Consider the following 21,131-nt stretch of genomic DNA (forward strand, 5'->3'; position numbering starts at 1 on the left):
ATATGTTTAAAAAAATTTTAGGAGAAATTTATGATAGATTTAAATATATCAGAATGTTTATTTATATTTAGCTTATTTAGTATATGGTCTTTATTGCTTATAAATATTATTTTGGCTATGGGTGGTTATATATTTTACTTTAAAAATTTTAATAAAGAAGTAAAAAAAATTGATGAATATCCTATGGTATCAATACTTGTGCCTGCTCACAATGAAGCTAAGGTAATAGGCAAAACTGTGGAATCCTTATTACTACTTAATTATCCTAAAGATAAAATGGAACTCATTGTTATAAATGATAACTCATCTGATAATAGTAAAGATATTTTAGAAGATATAAAAAATAAGTATAATAATTATAATTTTACCATAATAAATACAGACAATTTAACTGGAGGAAAAGGAAAATCAAATGCATTGAATATTGGATATACCATTTCTAAAGGAGAGTTTATAGCAGTTTATGATGCAGATAACACACCAGATAGAAATGCACTTAGATATTTAATACAAACAATAGTAATGGATGATGAATTAGGAGCTGTTATTGGAAAATTCAGGACTCGAAATAAAAATAAAAATCTATTAACCAAATTCATAAATATAGAAACGCTAAGTTTTCAATGGATGTCACAAGCTGGTAGATGGGAATTATTTAATCTATGTACAATACCAGGAACTAACTTTATATTGAGAAAACATATCATAGAAGAGATTGGAGGGTGGGATAGTAAAGCAATTGCAGAAGATACAGAAATTAGCTTTAGAATATATAAATTGGGATATAAGATAAAACTTGTACCACAGTCTATAACGTGGGAACAAGAACCAGAAACTGTTAAGGTATGGATAAAGCAACGTACCAGATGGGCAAAAGGTAATATATATGTCTTAATGAAATATATAAGAAATATATTTAAACAGGGAAAAAATAAAATTGTATTTGATATAGCCTACTTTTTTTCTGTATATTTTTTGTTCTTAACATCTGTCATTATATCGGATATTTTATTTATTTTAAGTATATCTAAACTAATAGAGATTTCAATTCCAATTAACTTTTTTATAATATGGATACTATCATATCTTCTATTTATCATAGAGGTAAGTATAAGCCTAAGCATAGAAAAAGGTGAAGCGACACTAGAAAATATATTCATAGTTGCAATAATGTATTTTACATATTCTCAACTATGGCTGTTTGTAGCTATAAAGGGAATGATAGAGTATTTAAAAGATGTAATTTTTAAAAGAGAAGTTAAATGGTATAAGACAGAAAGATTTTGATTCATGTACAGGAGGAACTAGCATGAAAAAATTTGTTATATCAATTATATCTTTAGTATTGTTTTTTTCAAATATATTGCTTGTAAATGAAGTAAAGGCTGATGAGACTAAAGTTAAAAACTATAAGTTTGAAAGAGACATCACTATAGATGGAGTTATAGGAAGTAATAGTACCTTTTTTGAGGTAAATAAAAATTGGGATATTGAGGAAGTCTTATTACACCTTAATTTTAGTAAGAGTCAAATATTAAATGGAGATGTTTCTAGCCTAACCGTTTTAATAAATAATGTACCAATAAAATCCATTAAATTAAATGCTAAGATTGATTATAAAAATACACTAGAGGTACTAGTACCAAAAGACTATATAATCCAAGGTTATAATGAAATAAAAATAAAAGCATATAAAACAATATCTGATAAAATTTGTCAGGATGATTCCAATACTGGAAATTGGATGGTTATTCATAAAGAATCATATACTTCAATTAGATATACGCAGAAAAATATGGGAAATTCAATAAGTGAATATCCATATCCATATTCAGAAGTTGAAGATAAGCTTAATTTGGACACAACTATGGTAGTCCCAGACAATATGACTAGGGGAGAATCTACAGCTGTGTTCAATCTAGCTTCAGAATTTGGAAAAACAACAAAAAATGATAACTTAAAACTTAATGTTAAACTATATTCAGAAATGAAAAATTGGTCTGAAGATAATATTATATATGTTGGTAAACCTGAAAATACAGCAGAAGAAATTTTGAATATTTTAAGCACAAAGGAACAAACCCTATTATCTTCAAATTGTATAATTAAACAAGTAGATTCCCCTTATAATAAGAATAAGAAGATGATGGTGATAATTGGCAGTAATGAAGAGGACTTAATAAAGGCATCAAATTTATTGGTAGAAAATAAACTCTCTAATCAAGTGCTATCATCATCAGTAATTGTAAACAAAAACACTAATGTAAAAACTAATGAGCAACAAGAGCTAAATTTAAGTCATTTGACACTAAAGGACTTAGGTTATTCAGATTTTTTGTTAGAAGGTGCATTTAATCAACAAGCTTTGTTCGATGTCAAAATACCAAAGGGTAAGATATTAGATTATGGTTCAAAGATTGTTTTAAATTTAAGATATTCTGGTAATTTGGATTTTGAAAAATCTTTGGTTACAGTATCCATAAATGATGTTGTTGTGGGAAGTAAAAAATTGGATAGGTCACATTCTAATAACGATAAACTAGAATTAAAAATACCCAAAGATATAGATAATAAAGACTACTATCAAGTTAAGTTGGCATTTAATTTGAGTATAAAAAATCAGAATTGTATTACAAGGGAAAGTAATAATCCTTGGGCATACGTATTAAATAGTTCTTATTTGGAGATATCTACAAAAAATAAGGAATCCTTGTCTTTTGAAAGTTATCCATATCCATTTGTTAAAGATGATGAATTTAATGATTTAACTGTAATAATGCCAGATTATTCAGGTTCACAAGCTATGACTTGGATGTCTAGATTAGGGGTTAATTTAGGTGCAAGTATAAATTCCTATAAAGGAAACATAAATGTAATTAGAGGAAAAGAATTTAATGACAAATATAAAGATACCAATATTATAGTTTTTGGGGTACCACTTAATAATTCTGTTATACAGATGTTAAATGATAATTTAAATATAAAGTTTAACAAAAGCTACTCCACATTTTTATCAAATGATAAGATAAGTTTTATTGATGGTTATGGAAAAGATATTTCTGCAATTCAATTGATAAAATCACCTTATAATAATCAAAAAAATATCCTGGTAATTAGTTCGATAAATGAAAAAAACTTATATTTAGGAATGGATTATTTATTAAACAAAAGTAAAGTTAATGATTTAAAAGGAGATACAATAACAATTGATGAATATGGAGAAGTAGAAGATTTATCTTATAATTTAAAAGTAAATAAAGAAGTAAAAGTTTCAAATAATGACATTAGTATTAGTAAGACAACTAAAGCATTTTTAATAATTTCTTTTATTACTATAATTGTAGTGGCAGTATTGTCAATGTTATATATAAAAAAGTATAAAAGAAGATAATATGATAAATCTATTATTTTAAAAGAGGTATATAATTTGAATAAATATATAAATAAATTTAAATTAAAAAGAAATATTTTAATCTCAGTAATGGTTTTAATTTTTATATTTATAATCTACTTTATAGGTACAGAGTTAAGAGATAAAAGTTCAATAAATAATCAATATGATGGCAAGATTAAATCAGCCAATTTATCTGTAGACTATGAAATAAAACAAGTTATGAAGGATATAGATAAACTAGGATTGAATACAGTAAATGTACCTATAATTATAAATGTAGATGAAATTAATTCTGATATTATGACAATAGATAATAGTAGTAAAGAAAAAGCAATTAAACTAATAAAAAAACTAAACAAAAAAGGTATTTCAACAATATTAGAAGCGTATCCGTGGATAGAAAATGGTGAATTATATGAGACCGACTGGAACCCTAGAAATAAAGAGCGATTTTTTTATACATGGCAAAATACTATATTAAATGAACTTATAATAGATGTAGCAAATCCTTTAGATGTAAATGTTTTAAATATAGGTTCTAATTTGGTACATTTAGAAGAATATCAGAAAAATTGGAGTGAAATAATAGATTTTGTACAATCAAAATTTGATGGGCTTGTAACATACAGGACTAATTGGTGGTATACAAAAAAAGATGACTTAAATAGTAAGCTATCCTATGAACAAAAACTAAATAATAATTTTTTTGATAAGTTAGATTTTATATCTATAGCAGCGTATTTTGAATTAAGTAATAAACCTATTAATACAGTGGATGAACTAGTTTCTGCATTACATTCATCTACTGTAAATAATAGAAGACAGAATATAAAAGAAGAAATATATAATCTTTATAAAGTTCATGGAAAACCAATATTTTTTGGAGAACTAGGTTTTTCAAATAGAGAAAATGCAAGTTCTCAACCTTGGAATCATATTCCTTCAGAGGTTATAAATGATGAAGAGCAAGCAAGATGCTTTGAGGCATATAAAAAAGTTTTTGAAAATGAGGATTGGATAAATGGTTTTTCTGTATTTTGTGTAGGTAAAATAGATGAAGAAAAAAATTTTTACCCATCAAAGGAAAGTATAAAGGTTATTAAGTCTTGGTATGAATAGTTTTGTTATGTAAATATTAGTATTTGTATAAATTAAATGTATGATTAGGAGAGATACAAATGAATGACATCAAGGTTATGACTGTATTTGGAACTAGACCTGAGGCTATTAAAGTGGCTCCTTTAATAAAGGAACTTGAAGAGAGAGAGCATATAAAAAGTATTGTATGTGTTACAGCTCAACATAGAGAAATGCTTGACCAAGTTATAGAAACATTCAACATAAATGTAGACTATGATTTGGATATAATGAAGAAAGGGCAAAGCTTAAATGATATAACATGCAAAATTTTAAAGGAACTTCCATTAATTATAAATAAGGAAAATCCAAATATAATATTAGTTCATGGAGATACGACAACAACTCTAGCCACTAGTTTGACTGCATTCTATAATAAAATCTTTGTTGGTCACATAGAAGCTGGACTTAGAACTTATGATAAATATTCTCCATTTCCAGAGGAATTAAATAGACAACTTACAAGTGTTATTGCTGATATACACTTTGCCCCTACTAATTTGGCTAGAAAAAACTTGATTTATGAAGGAAAGCCTAAAAATAGTATATTTGTAACTGGTAATACTGCAATTGATGCTTTGCGTATGACAATAAAAGAAGACTATAATCATCCTATAATTGATAAGATTGGTAATGACAGGATGATTTTATTGACTTCTCATAGAAGAGAAAACTTGGGTAATCCTATGAAAAATATATTCAAAGCTGTAAAACGAATAGTAGATGACTTTGAAGATGTACAAATAGTATATCCTATACATTTAAATCCTGAGATACGTAATATAGCGGATAAAGTATTTGGAAAATCTCATAAAAGAATTCATATTATAGAACCTTTAGAAGTGGTTGATTTTCATAATTTTTTAAATAAATCATACATGATAATGACTGATAGTGGAGGAATACAGGAAGAAGCTCCATCGTTAGGTAAACCAGTCCTTGTGTTACGTGATAAAACAGAAAGAACTGAAGGGATTGAAGCTAAGACACTTAAATTAGTAGGTACTGATGAAGATAGAATATATAATTCAGTGAGTAGTTTATTAATAAATAAAAAGAGTTATAATCAGATGAGTAAAGCATCTAATCCATATGGGGATGGAAAAGCAAGTAAATATATAGTGGACATAATAATGAAGAAATTAAATTGTAAATATCTAAATTAGTTTTTGTTTATTTAATTTTAAATTTATAGTGGGAAGAATTAAAATTATTATCCACTTGATATAAAATCTGTGATAACATAAGTAATACCATTTTTAAGGGGGAGTAATATGGCTAGAAAAACCATAAAAAACTTAGGTAGAAATAAAAGTGTAAGGAGAATAAAGCTTCTATTAAAAAAAATTTTTATTACTGTATGTATAATAGCAAGTATAATTGCTGTTTTTAATATAACGAAGTATTTTGAGGAATTATATAAAATAAGAGATATAGAAAGTACTAAAATTGAATACTATATGGATGTAGCTGATGAAGCAGGTGATAGTAAAGTCCAATTAAGTTGGAAGGAGTTGCTTGCTATAGATATGGTAATACATGATGAAGATTTAAGTAACATAAAAAAGAAAGACACATTAAATATAGGGAAAAAGTTTATAATAGAAGATAAAAATGATAAGGGAGAGGATGTATATAAAGTAAAGAAATTTACTAAAGTATTGAGTGAATTAAAATTTGACTCTTCTCAAAAAAGTAGAGCAAAAAAATATATGAAGGATTTAGAATACACGTATCTTGGAAATAAAGAATTAAATAATAGTGATGAAAAAATTAAATTTATAAAAAAACTAGAAGACTCAGCTATAAGAGAGTATATTGATTATGGAATACTGCCATCAATAACAATAGGACAAGCTATATTAGAATCTGGATGGGGAAACTCTAAACTTACAAAGCAGAGTAATAATTTATTTGGGATAAAAGCAGACAAAGCATGGAAAGGAAAGAAAGTAGAAATTTCAACTTCAGAACACTATAATGAGAAAATAGTAGCAAATTTCAGGTCATATAATTCATTACAGGATTCTGTTAGAGACCATAGTTTGTTTTTAGTTAATAATAAAAGATATAGAAAGCATGGTTTATTTGAGGCAAAAGATTATATTAGTCAAGCACAAGCATTAGAAAATGCAGGGTATAGTACAGCTGAAGATAAAAAAGGAAATCGCATATATGCAGAACTATTAATAGAAGTTATTAGAAGTTACAATTTGCAACTTATAGATAATAAAGTAGAAACAAAATAATTATTAACTTCATATGAAAATATAACAGGAGAATATTATTCTTTGCAAAAGAATAGAAAATTTGTAAAAAAAACTAAAAAAATGTATTGACTTGTTATTTGAAAGGTGATATTATTATTACTGTACTCGAAAGAGAACAAAATGAACTTTGAAAATTAAACAGTAGGTTAATTTATAAAACAAGAAACAAACCATAAAGCCAGATATTTTGATAACAATAGTATCTGAGCCTGATAAACTTTTATTTGAGAGTTTGATCCTGGCTCAGGATGAACGCTGGCGGCGTGCCTAACACATGCAAGTTGAGCGATTTACTTCGGTAAAGAGCGGCGGACGGGTGAGTAACGCGTGGGTAACCTACCCTGTACACACGGATAACATACCGAAAGGTATGCTAATACGGGATAACATATTTGAGAGGCATCTCTTAAATATCAAAGGTGAGCCAGTACAGGATGGACCCGCGTCTGATTAGCTAGTTGGTAAGGTAACGGCTTACCAAGGCGACGATCAGTAGCCGACCTGAGAGGGTGATCGGCCACATTGGAACTGAGACACGGTCCAAACTCCTACGGGAGGCAGCAGTGGGGAATATTGCACAATGGGCGAAAGCCTGATGCAGCAACGCCGCGTGAGTGATGAAGGCCTTCGGGTCGTAAAACTCTGTCCTCAAGGAAGATAATGACGGTACTTGAGGAGGAAGCCCCGGCTAACTACGTGCCAGCAGCCGCGGTAATACGTAGGGGGCTAGCGTTATCCGGATTTACTGGGCGTAAAGGGTGCGTAGGCGGTCTTTCAAGTCAGGAGTGAAAGGCTACGGCTCAACCGTAGTAAGCTCTTGAAACTGGGAGACTTGAGTGCAGGAGAGGAGAGTGGAATTCCTAGTGTAGCGGTGAAATGTGTAGATATTAGGAGGAACACCAGTTGCGAAGGCGGCTCTCTGGACTGTAACTGACGCTGAGGCACGAAAGCGTGGGGAGCAAACAGGATTAGATACCCTGGTAGTCCACGCTGTAAACGATGAGTACTAGGTGTCGGGGGTTACCCCCCTCGGTGCCGCAGCTAACGCATTAAGTACTCCGCCTGGGAAGTACGCTCGCAAGAGTGAAACTCAAAGGAATTGACGGGGACCCGCACAAGTAGCGGAGCATGTGGTTTAATTCGAAGCAACGCGAAGAACCTTACCTAAGCTTGACATCCTAATGACATCTCCTTAATCGGAGAGTTCCCTTCGGGGACATTGGTGACAGGTGGTGCATGGTTGTCGTCAGCTCGTGTCGTGAGATGTTGGGTTAAGTCCCGCAACGAGCGCAACCCTTGTCTTTAGTTGCCATCATTAAGTTGGGCACTCTAGAGAGACTGCCAGGGATAACCTGGAGGAAGGTGGGGATGACGTCAAATCATCATGCCCCTTATGCTTAGGGCTACACACGTGCTACAATGGGTAGTACAGAGGGTTGCCAAGCCGTAAGGTGGAGCTAATCCCTTAAAGCTACTCTCAGTTCGGATTGTAGGCTGAAACTCGCCTACATGAAGCTGGAGTTACTAGTAATCGCAGATCAGAATGCTGCGGTGAATGCGTTCCCGGGTCTTGTACACACCGCCCGTCACACCACGGGAGTTGGAGACGCCCGAAGCCGATTATCTAACCTTTTGGAAGAAGTCGTCGAAGGTGGAATCAATAACTGGGGTGAAGTCGTAACAAGGTAGCCGTATCGGAAGGTGCGGCTGGATCACCTCCTTTCTAAGGAGAATTACCTACTGTTTAATTTTGAGGGTTCGTTTTTACGAATACTCAAAACTAGCACTTTAAGCAACAGAATAAACTGAACGAATGTTAAGTTTGTTTGTTGGCGACGTGCGTTAGCACTTTAAGCAACGGGATTTATCCGTTGGCGTTGTGCGTTAGCACTTTGAAAACTGCATATATATTTAGTGATATGACATCTAATTTGTAATATATAAAGCTGATAACTTTTAAAAATTATCAAGTTGATAGACTTTAATCTATCAAACCTTTTTAACTGGTCAAGTTATTAAGGGTGCAGGGCGGATGCCTTGGCACTAGGAGCCGATGAAGGACGTGATAAGCTGCGATAAGCTTCGGGGAGTTGCACGTAAACTTTGATCCGAAGATTTCCGAATGAGGAAACTCACTTAGAGTAATGTCTAAGTATCATTAAGTGAATACATAGCTTAATGAGGGGAACTCAGGGAACTGAAACATCTAAGTACCTGAAGGAAGAGAAAGAAATTCGATTCCGTAAGTAGCGGCGAGCGAACGCGGAAGAGCCCAAACCAATAAAGTTTTCTTTATTGGGGTTGCGGACATATCATAACGAAGAGGTATCGTAATTGAAGAGGTTTGGAAAGACCCACCACAGAAGGTAATAGTCCTGTATGTTAAACGAGAAAACTTTAGATATGATCCAGAGTACCACGGGACACGTGAAACCCTGTGGGAAGCAGGAGGGACCACCCTCCAAGGCTAAATACTACCTAGTGACCGATAGCGTATAGTACCGTGAGGGAAAGGTGAAAAGAACCCCGGGAGGGGAGTGAAATAGAACCTGAAACCCTGCACTTACAAGCTGTGGAAGCACATTTCTTGTGTGACCGCGTACTTTTTGTAGAACGGGCCAACGAGTTACGTTAAGTAGCAAGGTTAAGCACTTAAGGTGTGGAGCCGTAGCGAAAGCGAGTTTTAACTGAGCGTTCAGTTACTTGACGTAGACCCGAAACCGGGCGACCTACCCATGAGCAGGATGAAGCGAAAGTAAAATTTCGTGGAGGTCCGAACCCACGAGCGTTGAAAAGCTCGGGGATGACTTGTGGGTAGCGGTGAAATTCCAATCGAGCCCGGAGATAGCTGGTTCTCCCCGAAATAGCTTTAGGGCTAGCCTCAAGGTGAGAGATACGGAGGTAGAGCACTGAATGTCCTAGGGGGTATTGCACCTACCGAAGACTATCAAACTCCGAATGCCGTCATCTTATACTTGGGAGTCAGACTGTGGGTGATAAGATTCATAGTCGAAAGGGCAACAGCCCAGATCGTCAGCTAAGGTCCCTAAATGTAAGTTAAGTGGTAAAGGATGTGGGATTGCACAGACAACCAGGATGTTGGCTTAGAAGCAGCCACTCATTCAAAGAGTGCGTAATAGCTCACTGGTCGAGTGATCCTGCGCCGAAGATTTCCGGGGCTAAAACTTACTACCGAAGCTACGGCATCATTATGATGGGTAGGGGAGCTTCCCATACGGGTTGAAGCATGACCGTAAGGACATGTGGACAGTATGGGAGTGAGAATGTTGGCATGAGTAGCGAGATGTGGGTGAGAATCCCACAGGCCGTAAACCCAAGGTTTCCAGGGGAAGGTTCGTCCGCCCTGGGTTAGTCGGGACCTAAGCTGAGGCCGAAAGGCGTAGGTGATGGACAACAGGTTGATATTCCTGTACTACCGATAACCGTTTGAGAGATGGGATGACACAGTAGGATAAGCTAAGCACACTGTTGGTTATGTGTGCCCAAGCATTGAGGTAGTCAGAGTAGGTAAATCCGCTCTGATAATGCTGGGATGTGATGGGGAGCGAAATTTAGTAGCGAAGTAGCTGATTTCACACTGTCAAGAAAAGTCTCTATCGAGGTTAAAGGTACCCGTACCGCAAACCGACACAGGTGGGTGAGGAGAGTATCCTAAGGCCCGCGAGAGAACTGTTGTTAAGGAACTCGGCAAAATGACCCCGTAACTTAGGGATAAGGGGTGCCACCATTCGGTGGCCGCAGAGAATAGGCCCAAGCGACTGTTTACCAAAAACATAGGTTTCTGCTAAGTCGCAAGACGATGTATAGGAGCTGACGCCTGCCCGGTGCTGGAAGGTTAAGGGGATCTGTTAGAGTAATCGAAGCAGTGAACTTAAGCCCCAGTAAACGGCGGCCGTAACTATAACGGTCCTAAGGTAGCGAAATTCCTTGTCGGGTAAGTTCCGACCCGCACGAAAGGCGTAACGATTTGGGCACTGTCTCAACAACAGACTCGGTGAAATTGTAATTCCGGTGAAGATGCCGGATACCTGCGACAGGACGGAAAGACCCCATGGAGCTTTACTGTAGCTTGACATTGGGTCTTGGTACTACATGTACAGGATAGGTGGGAGGCTTTGAAACCAGGACGCCAGTTTTGGCGGAGCCATCCTTGGGATACCACCCTTGTAGTACTGGGACTCTAACCATAGGCCATGAATCTGGTCTTGGGACACTGTCAGGTGGGCAGTTTGACTGGGGCGGTCGCCTCCCAAAAGGTAACGGAGGCGCTCAAAGGTTCTCTCAGTACGGTCGGAAATCGTACGTAGAGTGTAAAGGCAAAAGAGAGCTTGATTGCAAGACATACAGGTCGAGCAAGGATGAAAATCGGACTTAGTGATCCGGTGGTTCTGCGTGGAAGGGCCATCGCTCAACGGATAAAAGCTACCCTGGGGATAACAGGCTTATCTCCCCCAAGAGTCCACATCGACGGGGAGGTTTGGCACCTCGATGTCGGCTCATCACATCCTGGGGCTGTAGTAGGTCCCAAGGGTTGGGCTGTTCGCCCATTAAAGTGGTACGCGAGCTGGGTTCAGAACGTCGTGAGACAGTTCGGTCCCTATCCGTCGCAGGCGTAGGAAATTTGAGAAGACCTGTCCTTAGTACGAGAGGACCGGGATGGACGTACCTCTGGTGTACCAGTTGTTCTGCCAAGGGCATGGCTGGGTAGCTATGTACGGAATGGATAAGCGCTGAAAGCATCTAAGCGCGAAGCCAACTTCAAGATAAGATTTCCCACCGCAAGGGTAAGACCCCAGAAAGACTATCTGGTTGATAGGTCGAAGGTGTAAGTGCAGCAATGTATTTAGCTTATCGATACTAATAGGTCGAGGACTTGACCAAATTATTTGATGTCCATTCAGTAAAATATATGTGTAGTTTTTAGAGTGTTAACTCTAGAAAATTAGTTATATTAATTTATAAAAATTTAATGCGGGTGTAGCTCAATGGTAGAGTTCTGGCCTTCCAAGCCAGCTGTGAGGGTTCGATCCCCTTCACCCGCTCCAAAAGATTATGTGGTTACAATAGCAGAGAAGATACACCTGTTCCCATTCCGAACACAGAAGTTAAGCTCTCTAGCGCTGATGGTACTTGGTGGGAAACTGCCTGGGAGAGTAGGACGTAGCCACGTAATCTTTTTTTGTTGTATAAAATTTAATAAAACTACAATTATTATATGTTTTTATTTGTCTTTTATAGATTTTTTTGGCAATAAATGATATAGTGGATATAATTAAATATATTAGATATATTTAATTTTTTTATTTTTTGTGTTTTATAAGTTTATTTTTTATATAATTATTTATAATTTTGGGTAGATACACTTTGATATATTTTTTAAATTTAAATCTATAAAACAAAATAGAAATTTATATTAAGTAAGGAGATTAATAAATTAATATGAGAAGAAATGGGAAGTTATTAACAACAGGAATTCTTTCAATGGCAATTGTTGCACCGACAATGGCATTTGCCACTGAATCTAGTGCTATGGAAAATAATGCAGATTTAAATATAAGCTTAGAGAAAAAAAGTATAGTTTTAGGTAGTACATCAAAAGTTAGTGTTAAATTTAAAGAAAAGCCAGATGCAGACAGTATTACATTAAAATATAAATGTTATGACATGCCATTAGATACGACTATAAATTACAATAAATCAACTGGAGCATATGAAGGGACTATCAATTATAATAAAGACCCAGAATATCAAAATGTTTGGGAATTACAAGGTATAATAATAAACAGTGAAAATAATCCGAAGACTTTAAACAAACAAGACCTGGAAAAGATGGGACTAAATTTAAAAGACTATAATGTAACACAAGAATGTATAATTGAAGACATAACTTCGAGAAAAGATGTAAGTAAATACTTGAGAAAAACTTCTGCACCTATCACAGAACTTACAGGAAGTGATAGATATGAAACAGCAGTTAAAATAAGTAAAGAAGGCTGGAAAAATGGTTCAGATAAGGTAATTATAATAAGTGGAGATGTAAGTATTGATGGGATTATATCAACTCCATTAGCGACTACGTATAATGCACCTATACTTTTGGTTGAAAAAAATAATGTGCCAGATAGTGTAAAATCAGAATTAAAACGTCTAAATCCTAAAGATGTAATTATAATTGGAGATGAAAACTCCATTTCTAAAACTAGTGCTAATCAGATAAAAACAGCTGTAAATGCTAGTCAAACACGTCTAAGTGGCTCTAATAGATATGAGACATCTCTATTGATAGCAAAAGAAATAGATAAAAATCACGATGTAGATAAAGTGTACATAACGAATGCTACTGGTGGAGAAGTGGATGCACTCACTATAGCAGCGAAAGCAGGTCAAGATGAGCAACCGATTATATTAACTGATAAAGATAGTATTACAAATAATACATACAAATGGTTGGAGAGTGAGGACTTACAAAGTGCTTATTTTATAGGTGGTCCTCAAATGATATCAACAAATGTCATCAATAAAATAAATGATATAACGAAGGATAGTGTTACTAATAATAGAGTATATGGGGCAGATAGACATGAAACAAATGCAAATGTAATAAAGAAATTCTATACAGAGGATGAATTAGAAGCTGTGTTAGTAGCTAAATCGGATGTACTTGTTGATGCTTTAGCAGCAGGTCCATTGGCAGCTAACTTAAAATCACCAATACTTATAACACCAAAAACGTATGTGTCAGCATATCATAAAGAGAATTTAGAAGCTAAATCAGCTAATAAGGTATATAAAATAGGCGGAGGATTGACTTCCAATGTAATGAACTCTATAGCAGCATCACTATCTAAACATAATACTACTCCAACAGACCCAGATAATAATACTGGTGCTAAGACAGTTATGATTGACCCAGGACATGGCGGTTCGGATAGTGGAACAACAGGAAAACCATTAGGAGGTATTAAAGAAAAAGATTATACTTTAAATACTTCACTTGCAACTACTGAATATTTACGTTCAAAAGGTATAAATGTAATTATGACTAGAGACACAGATAAAACTCTATCACTTGGAAATAGAACTGCTTTATCTAATTCTTTAAGACCAGATTTATTTACAAGTATACACTATAATGCGTCTGATACAACTGGAAATGGTGTGGAAGTATTTTATAAACTTGAAGATAAAAATGGTGGAACTACCAAAACTTTAGCTACAAATATATTAAATAGAATTTTAGAAAAGTTCAATCTAAAAAACAGAGGTGCTAAGACGAGAGCACTATCAACTGATGCAACAAAAGATTATTTATATGTTTTAAGAACAAATGACATGCCAGCAGTACTTGTAGAATGTGCGTTTTTAGATAATGAAAAAGATATGAGTTTATTGAATACATCAAGCAAGGTAAAGGAAATGGGTACACAAATTGGTAAAGGTATAGAAGAGTCACTAAAATAGTCTAAATGAGAATAATTAAAGGTCTTAATATAAAATAAATTATTGTATTAAACTTAGACTAAGTCTACAAAATAAAATATAATTGTATTAGTAAGAAAGGCTATATATATACTGTTGCATATAAGTGCAAAATAGTGTATATATAGCCTTTTGTAGTTAAGTATAATATAAAAACATTCATATAGACCAAGAATATTATTAGCTATTAAAAATGGTGATATTTGTCTATAAAATACGATAAAAATTAAGGTATTTTGTGTTATTATTTGTTTTTTATGGATTTTTATTGTAATAAGTGATATAGTGAAGATAAATAAATGTATCTAATACGTTTATTTTTTTATTATTTTATTTTTATAATTTATTTATAAATTATTTATAAATTGGGAAGATACACTTTGACATATTAAAAAATTAAGAAGATTAAATTAGAAATTTATTTTAAATAAGGAGATTGATATGAAAAGAAATACAAAATTATTAACAACAGGAATTCTTTCAATGGCAATTGTTGCACCGACAATGGCATTTGCCACTGAATCTAGTGCTATGGAAAATAATGCAGATTTAAGTATAAATTTAGAGAAAAAAAGTATAGTTTTAGGTAGTACATCAAAAGTTAGTGTTAAATTTAAAGAAAAGCCAGATGCAGATAGTATTACATTAAAATATAAGTGTTATGATATGCCATTAGATACGACTATAAATTACAATAAATCAACTGGGGTATATGAAGGGACTATCAATTATAATAAAGACCCAGAATATCAAAATGTTTGGGAGTTACAAGGTATAACAATAAACAGTGAAAATAATCCGAAGACTTTAAACAAACAAGAACTGGAAAATATGGGACTAAAGTTAAAAGACTATAATGTAACACAAGAATGTATAATTGAAGACATAACTTCAAGAAAAGATGTAAGTAAATACTTGAGAAAAACTTCTGCACCTATCACAGAGCTTACAGGAAGTGATAGATATGAAACAGCAGTTAAAATAAGTAAAGAAGGCTGGAAAAATGGTTCAGATAAGGTAATTATAATAAATGGAGATGTAAGTATTGATGGTATTATATCAACTCCATTAGCAACTACATATAATGCACCTATACTTTTGGTTGAAAAAAATAATGTGCCAGATAGTGTAAAATCAGAGTTAAAACGTCTAAATCCTAAAGATGTAATTATAATTGGAGATGAAAACTCCGTTTCTAAAACTAGTGCTAATCAAATTAAATCGGCTGCAAATGCTAATCAAACACGTCTAAATGGCTCTAATAGATACGAGACATCTCTATTGATAGCAAAAGAAATAGATAAAAATCATGATGTAGATAAAGTATATATAACAAATGGTAAGGATGGTGGAGAAATAGATGCACTTACTATAGCAGCAAAAGCAGGTCAAGATAAACAACCAATTATAGTGGCTGACAAAGATAGTATTACAAATAATACATATCAATGGCTAGAGAGTGAGGATTTACAAAGTGCTTATTTTATAGGTGGTCCTCAAATGATATCAACAAATGTAATTAATAAAGTAAATGATATAACGAAGGATAATGTTACTAATAATAGAGTATCTGGTGCAGATAGACATGAAACAAATGCAAATGTAATAAAGAAATTCTATACAGAGGATGAATTAGAAGCTGTGTTAGTAGCTAAATCAGATGAACTTGTTGATGCTTTAACAGCAGGTCCATTAGCTGCTAGCTTAAAATCACCAATTCTTATAACGCCAAAGACATATGTGTCTGCATACCATAAAGCTAATTTAGAAGCTAAATCAGCTAATAAGGTATATAAAATAGGCGGAGGATTGACTTCGAAGGTAATGAATTCTATAGCAGCATCACTATCTAAACATAATACAACTCCAACAGACCCAGGAAATAATACTGGTGCTAAGACAGTTATGATTGACCCAGGTCATGGTGGTTCAGCACCTGGAAATTCATTTGGAGGAATGATTGAAAAAGATTACAATTTAAATACTTCACTTGCAACTACTGAATACTTACGTTCAAAAGGTATAAATGTAATTATGACTAGAGATACAGATAAAACTGTATCACTTGGAAGTAGAACTGCTTTATCTAACTCACTTAAACCAGACTTATTTACAAGTATACATTACAATGGTGATAATAATAGAAAAGGTCATGGAGTAGAAGTATTTTATAAACTTAAAGATAAAAATGGAGGAACTACTAAGACTGTAGCTACAAATATATTAAATAGGATTTTAGAGAAATTTAAACTTACTAATAGAGGTATAAAAATAAGAACTCTAGACGATAACCCTGCAAAAGATTATTTATATGTTTTAAGAACTAATAATGTGCCAGCTGTACTTGTAGAATGTGCATTTTTGGATAATGCTAGTGACATGAGTTTAATAAACTCTCCAGCAAAAGTAAAAGAAATGGGAACACAAATAGCTAAGGGTATAGAAGAGTCATTAAAGTAATTGTAAGTAAAAATATTTAAAAGTTTAATGTAAATTTACATTAAAGTCATAAAATGAAATATAAGTGTATCAATATCAAAGACTGTATATACATTGTTGCATATATGAATGCAAGACTCTGTATATATAGTCTTTTTTGTAGTTAAATGCAATAATTTGATTGTATTTTGTAAAATACACAATATGATATAATTAGATAATATACACTTAATTTAATTGAGGAAGGTGATTATGTGGAATATTTACTTGAAAAGAGTGGTTTAAAAGAATATAGATATGAACCTTTAAATAAATACAGAGAAATATTAGAAAAAAACTATAATAATTCAAGAAGCATTATACTATTAGTTCCAAATAATAATACAAAAATAAGATATGAAAGGTTTTTAAATTTAGATTACAGTGAAGAGTTGAAAATAACAACATATATAGGTTTTGTAAAAAAAGAATTATTGAAGTATTGGCCACTTATAATAGAAAAATGTAATGAAATAAATAAAAAAACTGTATCTCCAACATTTATATCAAACAGCTTAAGTGAATATTTAATAGTACAGAAAGTTAAGGAAAAAAGGATACAAGAAGGTTACTTTGAAGATATTACAGGAACAAATAAATCAATAGCAAATAGTATAATAACTAATATAAACAAAGCAGCATTCAATTTAACTGACTTTGATTCTATAGGAGAAAAAATATATTCATCAAAGAAAAATAGAGACAGTATATACAGATTTTCATACACTCAGATGGATGAAATTATATCGTATTATATAAATTCATTACTATCAAATTCAATTTTAGATAATGCTTTAAGTGTATATCTATATAATCAATATCTGCTTACTGATGATTTTTATATAAAAAACTTATTTAAAGAAGTAAGATATATAATAGTGGATAGCCTTGAAAGTTCAAGTAATGTAGAAGTTGATTTTATTGCAAAAGCATTAGACAATGTATTAGAAAGTTATATATATATTGACTATAGCAAGGATTATTCTGTATTTAACAATATAGATATAGACTATATAAATGAAAAGATAATATCAAAAATTAACTCACAAGAAAAAGATAAGATTAAGAAGAAGAGTATTAAAATAGAGGATTTATATTTATTAAATGCAAAAGTAGAATTGAATCAATCAAGCCAACTGTACAATGAAATGTTAGATTTAATAAGTAATAAAATTATATCTCTTATAGAAAGTGGGGTATCTCCAAGAGATATAGCAATTATATCTCCTATAAATAATACTATATTAGAGTATCAAATTAGGGATTCTTTGATAGAAAAAAACATAGATGTTTTTAATACTAAAAAAGACAAAAAAGCAATAGATTATCCTTATGGAAATGCCCTTGTAGTGGCTACTTGCATATTTTATGGGTATTTAGATTTTATAAAAGAGGATGAATATTTAAGCTTTTTAGAAACTCTTTTAGAAATAAATCGGATAAAAGCATTTAAACTTTTCAATGAAACAAGAAATTTAAGTATTGATGATATAGATGGATATAGTCAGTACTGTGATATTTTACAGTATATTGAAGATAAGAAGAAAAGTGATATAAAAATACATGAATTTTTAATTCAGTTCTATATAGATAAAATGCTAGGTTTAAAAGAAGGTAAAAAGAACGTTGGGTTATGTAAAAAGATAATAACTGAAAGTGAGTCTTTTAGTGAAAGTATAAATTTACTTGGTATGAGAGAAGAAAAAATATTTATAGAAGCTTTAAAGACTACAATAAACGATTATTACTCTGTTGTTGATATAGAGGAGTTGAAATCCAAAGATAAAATAGTAATAACTACTCCTTATTCATATATATCATCAAATATAGATAGAAGTATACAAATATGGGTAGATATAGGAAGCAATGCTTGGAATATGAAAATAGAAAAAGATATAAGTAATTTAATTGTACTTAGAAAATCTTTTGAGGAAAAAAAGGTTTATACAAATGAAATGGAAGAATATTATAAGAAATATTATCTATACAATACTGTATATAATTTATTACTAAATGCAAATAAAATTTATGCATATAAGAGTGAGTATACTATTAACGGATATATTCAAGAAAGTATGTTATATAGTATGCTCTTAAAAATCTCACATAAAGGAGATAAGAATTATGATTAATATAAATTATAGAGAAGATCAGATACCGATAATAAATTATGAAGCTGGTACTATGGCAGTACCAGCAGTACCAGGTGCAGGAAAAACATTTATAATAACAAACTTAGTAGCGAAGCTATTACTTGAGCAAAGGCATAAAGGAGGCAAGATATTAGTTCTTACATATATGAACAGTGCTGTAAATAATTTTAAAGGTAGAATAAAAAAGATTCTTGAAGAGAACAAAATAGATGATATTAGCTCATATGAAGTAATGACCATACATAGTTTGGCTGTAAAGATAATAAAGGAAAAACCAGAAGTTGTAATGTTAAGTGAGGATTTTAATATAGCTGATGATTTACAAAAAAATATTATATTAAATGAATGTATAAATAGATTTAGATTTGAAGGAGGAGAAAGAGCTTTTAGATGGTTTCTAAAGGAGCAAAAAGATGAGCATTGGAAGGAAATAACTCTTGAGGCTTGGGAAAGAGGTTTTTTTGAATTTGCAGTAAACGCAATAAGTGAGCTTAAGTATAAGGGGATTTCTCCAGATAAACTTGAGGAAATATTGTCAAGAGGACACAAAGGAATGCTTAAAATTATTTTACCAATATATAAATTATATGATAGGAAGTTGAAGCAAAATGGATTACTAGATTATGATGACATATTAATTTTAGCAGAAAAAACTTTGACATTAGATGAAGCACTTAGAAAGAAATTTCAAGTTAGGTACAAATATATTTTTGAAGATGAATGCCAAGATTCAAATGAAATTCAAGGTAATATAATAAAAATTATATCTAGTGAAAACAAAAATTTAGTTAGAGTGGGGGATATAAATCAGAGTATAACAGGTACATTTTCATCATCAGACCCTAAATTTTTTAAAGAATTTATAAATAACTCAGATTTCTGTTATAGGATGAATATGTCAAATAGAAGTTCAGAAGATATACTTAATTTAGCAAATACTCTTGTAGATTATGTTACAAAGGAATTTAAACAGGAAGAATGTAGAAATGCTCTTGAAGATATGCAAATAAAGACTGTTCCAAATGGAATGGGTTATAAAGAAAATCCTAGCCCAGAACATTACAATATAAATGTAAAGTGGTATAAAAGCTGGAAAAATGAAATAGAGCAAACTGCCAAATATGTTAAAGGGATAAAAAATAAATACCCAGATAAGAGTATAGGTATATTAGTTCCATTTAATGAGCAAGTTACACAAGTTGCTAAAGAGCTTAGAGAATACAATCTATCTTTTGAAGAATTAGGTCCCAATTCCATGAGTAAGAGGAAAATTATAAACAACATAGCATCTATTATTGATTTTATGCTACATTGTGATGATATAGAAAAGTTAATAGATGTACTTGATAAGGTTTTTATAAATACTGATAATGAAGCAGAGGAAAAAACTTTCTTAGAAGTAATAAAAAATTATTCAACAGAAGAAATTATCTACAATTTTGAATTTAGTAAGATAGAGACTGATTTAATCGAAATTAATGAAGAAAGTGATATATATATAAGTTTCAAAAGAGGAATAGATATTATAAAACATATATTAGAATATCCAGTAATAAGGTTAGACCTATTAGTTTTATTTATTGGGAAAAAACTTAATTTAGAAAAAGAAGATAAGGCTGTACTTGATTATATATCTTTTTATATAAAGTATCTAGTATCAGAAAATATACATATGGATTTAGAAGATGTATATAATTTATTGTTTGATGTAAAAAATAAGATATTCAATCACATAATAGATGTAGTATATGAAATAAATGGATATGAACCAGAACCTGGAAGTATAACATTATGTAACTATCATAAGTCAAAGGGCATGGAGTGGGATTGTGTGTTTTTATTAGGTCTTATTGAATATAATTTCCCTGACAATATCAATCAAAAATTTCAGAGTGATAAATGGTATTTAAAAGAAAAATACAAAAATCCTATGGCAATTATTAAATCAGAAATTGAGGCTATATTAAAAGGAAGTATCTCAACTGACTATGCTCATAAAACTAAGATTGATTCTATAAATGAAAAAATTAGGCTTTTATATGTAGGAATCACCAGAGCAAAGGAAATGTTAATACTTTCGGGAAGTGCTTATAGAGATGAAAATGATATAGGGAATAAAAGAAAAGAGCAAAAACCAAGTATATACTTAAACAGATTGAACCGACATATTAGTGAAAAGAGGTTGAATAACTGTTAATA

General features: G+C 31.9%; 9 protein-coding genes, 1 tRNA gene and 3 rRNA genes. All 13 read left to right on the forward strand.

Features of this window, described 5'->3' with window-relative positions; all coding sequences use genetic code 11:
* Positions 1-30 precede the first annotated feature (30 nt).
* The 13 genes from ACTG46_RS05255 (at position 31) to ACTG46_RS05315 (ending at position 21,129) form a co-directional block, all read left to right on the forward strand.
* Entirely contained in the window at positions 31-1,287 is a 1,257-nt protein-coding gene (locus ACTG46_RS05255) for a glycosyltransferase family 2 protein (RefSeq protein WP_479923725.1), read from the forward strand.
* A gap of 22 nt (positions 1,288-1,309) precedes the next feature.
* Positions 1,310-3,391 carry a cellulose biosynthesis cyclic di-GMP-binding regulatory protein BcsB gene (locus tag ACTG46_RS05260; RefSeq protein ID WP_479923726.1) on the forward strand — a complete coding sequence of 694 codons (2,082 nt, stop codon included), beginning with the start codon at positions 1,310-1,312 and terminating at the stop codon, positions 3,389-3,391.
* A gap of 36 nt (positions 3,392-3,427) precedes the next feature.
* On the forward strand, positions 3,428-4,513 hold the full coding sequence (locus ACTG46_RS05265; RefSeq protein WP_079740286.1) for a glycoside hydrolase family 113: 1,086 nt from the start codon (positions 3,428-3,430) through the stop codon (positions 4,511-4,513).
* 59 nt (positions 4,514-4,572) lie between these two features.
* A complete protein-coding gene (wecB, locus tag ACTG46_RS05270) occupies positions 4,573-5,697 on the forward strand; it encodes a non-hydrolyzing UDP-N-acetylglucosamine 2-epimerase (RefSeq protein WP_054269580.1) in 1,125 nt (374 codons plus the stop codon).
* A 108-nt stretch (positions 5,698-5,805) separates the two neighbouring features.
* Entirely contained in the window at positions 5,806-6,780 is a 975-nt protein-coding gene (locus tag ACTG46_RS05275) for a glycoside hydrolase family 73 protein (RefSeq protein WP_479923727.1), read from the forward strand.
* A gap of 241 nt (positions 6,781-7,021) precedes the next feature.
* Positions 7,022-8,524: ribosomal RNA gene (locus ACTG46_RS05280) — 16S ribosomal RNA — on the forward strand.
* A 282-nt stretch (positions 8,525-8,806) separates the two neighbouring features.
* A 23S ribosomal RNA gene (locus tag ACTG46_RS05285) occupies positions 8,807-11,703 on the forward strand.
* Between the two features lie 90 nt (positions 11,704-11,793).
* Positions 11,794-11,867 (forward strand) — tRNA-Gly (locus tag ACTG46_RS05290).
* A gap of 8 nt (positions 11,868-11,875) precedes the next feature.
* Positions 11,876-11,992: ribosomal RNA gene (gene rrf / locus ACTG46_RS05295) — 5S ribosomal RNA — on the forward strand.
* Together the 16S, 23S and 5S rRNA genes with 1 tRNA gene alongside form the textbook arrangement of a ribosomal RNA operon.
* Positions 11,993-12,261: 269 nt before the next feature.
* A complete protein-coding gene (locus tag ACTG46_RS05300) occupies positions 12,262-14,283 on the forward strand; it encodes an N-acetylmuramoyl-L-alanine amidase (RefSeq protein ID WP_231301623.1) in 2,022 nt (673 codons plus the stop codon).
* Between the two features lie 459 nt (positions 14,284-14,742).
* The gene (locus tag ACTG46_RS05305) at positions 14,743-16,761 is read left to right on the forward strand and encodes an N-acetylmuramoyl-L-alanine amidase (protein WP_479923728.1); all 2,019 of its coding nucleotides are present in this window, start codon (positions 14,743-14,745) and stop codon (positions 16,759-16,761) included.
* A 233-nt stretch (positions 16,762-16,994) separates the two neighbouring features.
* Entirely contained in the window at positions 16,995-18,911 is a 1,917-nt protein-coding gene (locus ACTG46_RS05310; protein ID WP_479923729.1) for a hypothetical protein, read from the forward strand.
* Positions 18,904-21,129 carry an ATP-dependent helicase gene (locus ACTG46_RS05315; RefSeq protein ID WP_479923730.1) on the forward strand — a complete coding sequence of 742 codons (2,226 nt, stop codon included), beginning with the start codon at positions 18,904-18,906 and terminating at the stop codon, positions 21,127-21,129. Before ACTG46_RS05310 ends, ACTG46_RS05315 begins: the two co-directional genes overlap by 8 nt.
* Positions 21,130-21,131 lie beyond the last annotated feature (2 nt).

Source organism: Clostridioides sp. LIBA-7678 (assembly GCF_056716065.1).

Excerpts from the sequence above, each read along its gene's own strand:
- ACTG46_RS05275 (WP_479923727.1), top strand. The coding sequence starts at position 5,806 with ATGGCTAGAAAAACCATAAAAAACTTAGGTAGAAATAAAAGTGTAAGG.
- ACTG46_RS05260 (WP_479923726.1), top strand. The coding sequence starts at position 1,310 with ATGAAAAAATTTGTTATATCAATTATATCTTTAGTATTGTTTTTTTCA.
- wecB (WP_054269580.1), top strand. The coding sequence starts at position 4,573 with ATGAATGACATCAAGGTTATGACTGTATTTGGAACTAGACCTGAGGCT.
- ACTG46_RS05315 (WP_479923730.1), top strand. The coding sequence starts at position 18,904 with ATGATTAATATAAATTATAGAGAAGATCAGATACCGATAATAAATTAT.
- ACTG46_RS05255 (WP_479923725.1), top strand. The coding sequence starts at position 31 with ATGATAGATTTAAATATATCAGAATGTTTATTTATATTTAGCTTATTT.
- ACTG46_RS05305 (WP_479923728.1), top strand. The coding sequence starts at position 14,743 with ATGAAAAGAAATACAAAATTATTAACAACAGGAATTCTTTCAATGGCA.
- ACTG46_RS05300 (WP_231301623.1), top strand. The coding sequence starts at position 12,262 with ATGAGAAGAAATGGGAAGTTATTAACAACAGGAATTCTTTCAATGGCA.